This window comes from Lishizhenia sp. (assembly GCF_033720595.1).
Classification (GTDB): domain Bacteria; phylum Bacteroidota; class Bacteroidia; order Flavobacteriales_D; family Crocinitomicaceae; genus Lishizhenia.
Genome location: NZ_JAWWCF010000189.1, coordinates 1 through 5,702, shown reverse-complemented (window position 1 = coordinate 5,702; position 5,702 = coordinate 1). Strand labels below are relative to the sequence as shown.

The window sequence follows — 5,702 nt, the reverse complement described above, 5'->3', positions numbered from 1 at the left end:
GTTAGATTTTTAGACTTTTAGATGGAGTGATGCTATTTAAAAATATAAGAACGAACTGAACTTCGTGATTTAAAGATTTAATAATTGCGGGGTTGAGGGTTGTCCTTCGGCTCTGTTCAGGAATCTTAGTTTGAAGGGTTGAGGGTTTGCAACAGAAAATTTTAACTTAGTATTACTAATTTAAAATCATGCTAAAAACACTTTTAATTCTTTTCCTTTTAACAAGTCAGTTTAGCGCTGCACAAAATGGATATGACAATTGGAAATATGCTTATTTGGAAATAGATTTTAAGTATGCTGAAATATTTACCGACTCGACTTTAATTCAAGTACTAATGGTGAACAATAAAACCCAAGATAGCACGGCCTTTGAGTTTTCTGGTGATTCTCTATCATCTGTTAGGTCTCCCTTAGTGTTGGGTGGAAAATACACTTTGGTAATTTTTGAAAACTATACAAAAGTTTTTAGAGAAGAAGATTTAACAATACCACCAGACAGAATAACATTTATTGACTATGTAAAACAGCCAAGCGTACCATCACCACCAAAAAAGAAAAAGTCTATACGCGTTATTCCTAGGTATGAAGATGAGTAATTATGACAAATAAAAAAACATATATCTACTTTGCCCTGAAAGGAGGTGATTTCAACCCTAGAGAATTTTCTGAAATCTTTGAACTTGATGCGACATACGCCATTAAGAAAGGTGAAAAAGGAAGATACATTGCCAAAAGTAAGTACTCTATATGGCAGTATGGTACACCAAAACTTGCAAACGATAGTGATTTATATGATCATGTATTGGATCTTACCAATACTCTATTCCCGAAAATTGATGAAATAAATAAGTTCAAAGAAAAATACGATTTACACAGTGTACTTCAATTTGTACTAGAAATTGATTTTAACGAGGAGTTGAACACACCGGCTTTGGGCTTAGATGAGAAAACAATAGAATTTCTTTATAAAACTAAAACCGTTGTTGATGTAGATATGTATAGAGATGATTCAACAAAAATGTAAAACAATGAAACTTTCCATCCCCAAAGGGTGCGACAATGCGCCGAAAAAAGATTTTTTGGTTAATATCAATATGGCCTATACTCGCAGAGATTTGACTGCCTTGCGTGAAGCTTTTACAGACAAATTCGCTTGGAATTGTTTAGAAACACAAAAAATAGTGTCGAAAGATGATCTCAACGAAAGCATTTTTATGGATAGTCCAATTAGAGCTCTCTGCTTAGAAAAAGTCCTTACCCACGGACGAGAAGGCGCCGTAATGGGTAAAATGACCTGCGAAAATGGAATCATTTACGCTTTCTCTGAATTCTATGAATTCAGCGGCGCCAAGGGTGATAAGGTAAAAAGTATTACGCGGTTTATAGTACCTTTAAATCATGGATAAATCTGAACTCGTAAAAATTAAAACTGAATATTACAGTGATGTATTAGAAGAACGCACTATTGAAACTTTATGGGCTAAAATTCATGATCTTCGTAAAGGCTTATACCAAATCGACAATATCCCTTTTTATGGAGCTCCCTTTGCATGTAAGGACATTATTCATGCGATAGTAGACGAAGATGGAGTTCTTTGCTTTCAGAAAGTTATTAGAGCTTCTAACCATTCCATACTTCAAATTTTTGTTCACCAAAAGAACACGTTAAATTCAGAAATACGTGATTGGTTTAAGGATGTAAATTGTAGCACAGAGGGTGTTAGTGAAAATTATTTCGTAGTTGATGTGCCAATGAAAATAGACTATAAAAAACTCCAAGACTCATTGAAGCGAAAAGAAACGGAAGGCATTGTAGAATTTGCAGAAGCTTTACTTTCTAAAAAACATAAGAAGGATTTGAAAACGTCTATTTTCAGGAAGTTTTTGAAAAGCTAATTTTTTCGATGTCTAAACTTGTATTTTTTTAGATTTCTACGAATACCAATATTTGTAATTGTTTTAGTTCGGATAGATAGGCTTTCAAAAGCTAGGAAATTTTCTTTAAAAAGGACTCGCTCTTGATTCTTCTCCCTTTATCTATCTCTCTTCTACACCTTGTAATATGTTTTTTGTTCAACTTCAGTTGAGTCATTCCAAAAGTCACCTTCCTCTTAGCGGATGAATTGAGTGAGTCGCGCAATGATTTCAGAGTTTTCATTTTCCAATGTCCAAAATTGCTAGTAACTTTAATCAAAATTTATGAACCCAAATATTCAATCATTTTTGGCATACCTTAAGCAAAAACTGTACACCAACTTCAATATGGGCGTATTCAGTATTATTTTTGGCTTTGCTTGTTTTTACCTCTATTTTGGATTCCTAGGAATGGTCATATTTCCTTTTTTTGTTATTTCAGGTATTGTAGCTATTATAATAGCCGAAGTACACGTAATACTAAAAATTTTTATTCTAGTCCCTACTCTATACTTTGCATACTTAATCTATGTACCTTATTTGTAAAAGTTAAATTGATTTCCATTCTGATTTTAAACCAACAGCCTCTTGCTCCCTACTCACACTCAATACTGACTTCTGCCGCGGATAGCAGTGGCAGCGCCGCTGGCTGAAAAGTTAGGAAAACAGTTGGGGCCAATACGACCAGCGGAAGTGTTGGGGCCAGCTTTGGTTGACTTGCTTTTTAGCCTGGGGACTACAACGTATAGCCGCTTAAGGCAGCCAAATAGAAATAATCTCTCGACTTCGCTCGAGAACCTGTTAAAAATCAAAATTTAAATTTCGCTGTAGGCTTGTTCTATACTCACGCTAAAACTTCGTTCATCTCAACAAAAATTGAGAAAAATGTAAAAATTCTGTTTTCTCGACTAATCTACATGGCTATTCTCGGATAAGACCCTAATTTTGTGGCACAAGTTGAAAAAAGTTATGCAAGAAATCATAGAAAAAGCATGGGAAGACAGAAGTCTTTTAGAAGATGCTAAAACGATAGAGACAATTAATCAAGTAATTGAGGAAATTGACAAAGGAAGATTACGCGTTGCTGAGCCAGATGGTAACGGTGGTTGGAAAGTGAACGAGTGGGTAAAGAAGGCAGTAGTTTTGTACTTCCCTATTCGTAAAATGGAAACAATCGAGGTTGGTCCATTCGAATTCCACGATAAAATGGCTTTGAAAACAAACTACAAAGAATTGGGTGTACGTGTAGTACCTCATGCTGTAGCACGTTACGGAGCATACGTTTCTGCTGGAGTAATTATGATGCCATCTTACATCAACATTGGTGCTTACGTAGACGCGGGTACTATGGTAGATACATGGGCAACGGTTGGATCTTGTGCGCAAATTGGTAAAAACGTTCACTTGAGTGGTGGTGTTGGAATTGGTGGTGTATTGGAGCCATTACAAGCTGCACCAGTAATCATCGAAGACGGTGCTTTCATCGGATCTAGATGTATTGTTGTTGAAGGTGTGCGCGTAGAGAAAGAAGCCGTATTGGGTGCAAACGTAGTATTGACAAAATCTACAAAAATCATTGACGTAACAGGAGATGAGCCTGTTGAAACAAAAGGTGTAGTTCCTGCACGTTCTGTTGTAATTCCAGGTTCTTACACGAAAGAATTCCCAGCTGGATCTTACCAAGTTCCTTGTGCATTAATCATCGGAAAACGTAAAGAAAGTACAGATTTGAAGACTTCTTTAAACGATGCATTGAGAGAGCACAATGTTGCTGTCTAGTTAGGAGTTAAGAAATTATGAGTTAAGAGTTTGTGGGGAGTGATAAGTGACACGTGATAAGTCAGAAGTGGCTTGATTCTTAACGATGGATAGAAAAGGGATGCGATCTTAGGGTTGTGTCCCTTTTTTAGTAACTAAAACTAATATAGATTACGTACATAAAAATCATGTTCATTTTTCATAAATACTTCCTCATGTTTTTTAACTATTTGATTGAAAACAGTTTGAGTAATTTTTTCTTCCTTCAAGTTTATCTTTAGTAAATCTTTGACTATATCAATACTTCTAAAGAAAAATCGGTAGTAATAGTAATCTCTAATAATTTTTTTTGGATGATTTTTATAAAAATTGACATTCTGTACATGATTCTTTTCAAACTCTTCCTTTAACAGTTTTGTTGCCTGTATCTCAGAAATTTTCATCGCGTTAAATTCATGAGCGTTTCTTACAATTCTGTTCATAACATACGATGGAAAAACATTATGAATATTTGTTCTTAAAAGAATAACTCCTTGAACCAGCTGTTGACTATTTTCAACAAAACCTAATTCAATCCATCTCTGAATCACATCAAGATCATTATATACTCTACTTAGAAACTCTAACGTTTCTCTTTTTTCAGTTGGGGCATACAAAAACTCACTTATTTTTATGGTTAATTCATATTCGTTTGACTTTATCCTGTCGGTTTTTTGTTTAGAATAAACCCAATGAATTAAAAATAAATTGGCCGCTCCTACGAATATAGAAGCAACAATACCACTAGTTCCAGAAAAATAACTCCCTAGTTCTCCCCAATACTGCATCCTTACGTTATCCATCCCTTCTACTGAGGATGATGCTCCTAGGAAAATAAAAAATGGTGCTAAAACTAGGATTAAACAAACCACCAAAATTGTGATAATAATGCCTTTGATAAATGGGTCTTTGATCATAAGTTAAGTTTCAACGAAAATAACACTTTAAATTTTTGAATCCTTAAATTTTTGAATTCCCCAAAGAGGTGTCCCTTTTTTAGTGAATAGAAATTCTATCTTTGAAAACAAGGCATTTCCCTACAGAAAGCCCCCTTTTTGAATTTTAAATCTTGAATCTTGAATTTAAACGGCATGAATGAAGAGCAGTTAAAGCGCTGGATGGAAAAGCGAAAGCAACGTAAAGAAGCTTTGACCAAAGACAAACTGATGGAAGGTATCCTTGCGGGTAACCTAACGGCTTTGAGTTCTGCCATCACCTTATTGGAAAGCAATTTACCGCAAGACAAAGCTACGGCCAAGGAATTGGTGAGCGCGTGTTTACCGCATGCTGGAAATTCTATACGTGTTGGAATTACAGGGGTACCAGGAGTTGGTAAAAGTACCTTTATTGAGTCCTTTGGGATGCACTTGCTCCAAGAAAACAAAAAGGTAGCGGTGTTGGCCATAGACCCTTCTTCGGAGAAAAGCGGTGGAAGTATTTTGGGGGATAAAACAAGAATGCAGGAGCTTTCGCAGCAAAGCAATGTTTTTATTCGTCCGTCTGCGGCAGGTGACTCTTTAGGAGGTGTGGCCCGTAAAACCAGAGAAGCTATTTTCTTGTGTGAAGCGGCTGGATTTGAAATTATCTTGATAGAAACTGTCGGTGTAGGTCAATCAGAAACAGTCGTTCACTCCATGGTGGATTTCTTCTTGTTATTGATGTTGGCCGGTGCTGGAGACGAATTGCAAGGAATTAAACGCGGTATCATGGAAATGGCCGATGCTTTAGTGATTACCAAAGCCGATGGCGACAACATCAAAAAAGCCAACTTGGCGCGCAGAGAATACCAAAATGCCATGCACCTTTTTCCACCCAATAAAAACGAATGGATACCCAAAGCGCTAACGGCAAGTTCATTGACCAATACGAACATAGACAAGGTTTGGCAAACCATAATATCCTTTGAAAACCAAACCAAAATCAACGGCTGGTTCAAACAGAAAAGACAGTCGCAAGATAAATACTGGATGAATGAAAGTTTGAAAGAATTG

Annotated in this window: 7 protein-coding genes; 6 read left to right on the top strand and 1 reads right to left on the bottom strand. The window is 36.1% G+C overall.

Features of this window, described 5'->3' with window-relative positions; genetic code table 11:
• The first annotated feature begins 188 nt into the window (after positions 1-188).
• The 5 genes from R3333_RS12060 to R3333_RS12040 all read left to right on the top strand — a co-directional run bounded on the left by R3333_RS12060 (position 189) and on the right by R3333_RS12040 (position 3,693).
• Positions 189-596: a hypothetical protein gene (locus R3333_RS12060; protein ID WP_318959030.1), complete on the top strand. Its 408-nt coding sequence runs from the start codon at positions 189-191 to the stop codon at positions 594-596.
• 2 nt (positions 597-598) lie between these two features.
• The gene (locus tag R3333_RS12055) at positions 599-1,024 is read left to right on the top strand and encodes a DUF4279 domain-containing protein (RefSeq protein ID WP_318959029.1); all 426 of its coding nucleotides are present in this window, start codon (positions 599-601) and stop codon (positions 1,022-1,024) included.
• Between the two features lie 4 nt (positions 1,025-1,028).
• The gene (locus tag R3333_RS12050; protein ID WP_318959028.1) at positions 1,029-1,406 is read left to right on the top strand and encodes a hypothetical protein; all 378 of its coding nucleotides are present in this window, start codon (positions 1,029-1,031) and stop codon (positions 1,404-1,406) included.
• Positions 1,399-1,896 (top strand): DUF4265 domain-containing protein, encoded by a 498-nt coding sequence (locus R3333_RS12045; protein ID WP_318959027.1) that lies wholly within the window; start codon positions 1,399-1,401, stop codon positions 1,894-1,896. The genes R3333_RS12050 and R3333_RS12045 overlap by 8 nt, the downstream gene beginning before the upstream one ends.
• A gap of 987 nt (positions 1,897-2,883) precedes the next feature.
• Positions 2,884-3,693 carry a 2,3,4,5-tetrahydropyridine-2,6-dicarboxylate N-succinyltransferase gene (locus R3333_RS12040; protein WP_318959026.1) on the top strand — a complete coding sequence of 270 codons (810 nt, stop codon included), beginning with the start codon at positions 2,884-2,886 and terminating at the stop codon, positions 3,691-3,693.
• A 140-nt stretch (positions 3,694-3,833) separates the two neighbouring features.
• Here the strand turns inward: R3333_RS12040 and R3333_RS12035 are convergent, their stop codons facing one another.
• Complete coding sequence (locus R3333_RS12035) at positions 3,834-4,628, bottom strand: hypothetical protein (RefSeq protein ID WP_318959025.1); 795 nt, start codon at positions 4,626-4,628, stop codon at positions 3,834-3,836.
• Between the two features lie 174 nt (positions 4,629-4,802).
• Here R3333_RS12035 and meaB point away from each other — a divergent pair.
• On the top strand, positions 4,803-5,702 hold a 900-nt coding region (gene meaB, locus R3333_RS12030), incomplete at its 3' end, for a methylmalonyl Co-A mutase-associated GTPase MeaB (protein ID WP_318959024.1).

Bases quoted from the DNA above. Each gene is read 5' to 3' on its own strand.
- R3333_RS12060 (WP_318959030.1), top strand. From the start codon at position 189: ATGCTAAAAACACTTTTAATTCTTTTCCTTTTAACAAGTCAGTTTAGC.
- R3333_RS12055 (WP_318959029.1), top strand. From the start codon at position 599: ATGACAAATAAAAAAACATATATCTACTTTGCCCTGAAAGGAGGTGAT.
- R3333_RS12050 (WP_318959028.1), top strand. From the start codon at position 1,029: ATGAAACTTTCCATCCCCAAAGGGTGCGACAATGCGCCGAAAAAAGAT.
- R3333_RS12045 (WP_318959027.1), top strand. From the start codon at position 1,399: ATGGATAAATCTGAACTCGTAAAAATTAAAACTGAATATTACAGTGAT.
- R3333_RS12040 (WP_318959026.1), top strand. From the start codon at position 2,884: ATGCAAGAAATCATAGAAAAAGCATGGGAAGACAGAAGTCTTTTAGAA.
- R3333_RS12035 (WP_318959025.1), bottom strand. From the start codon at position 4,628: ATGATCAAAGACCCATTTATCAAAGGCATTATTATCACAATTTTGGTG.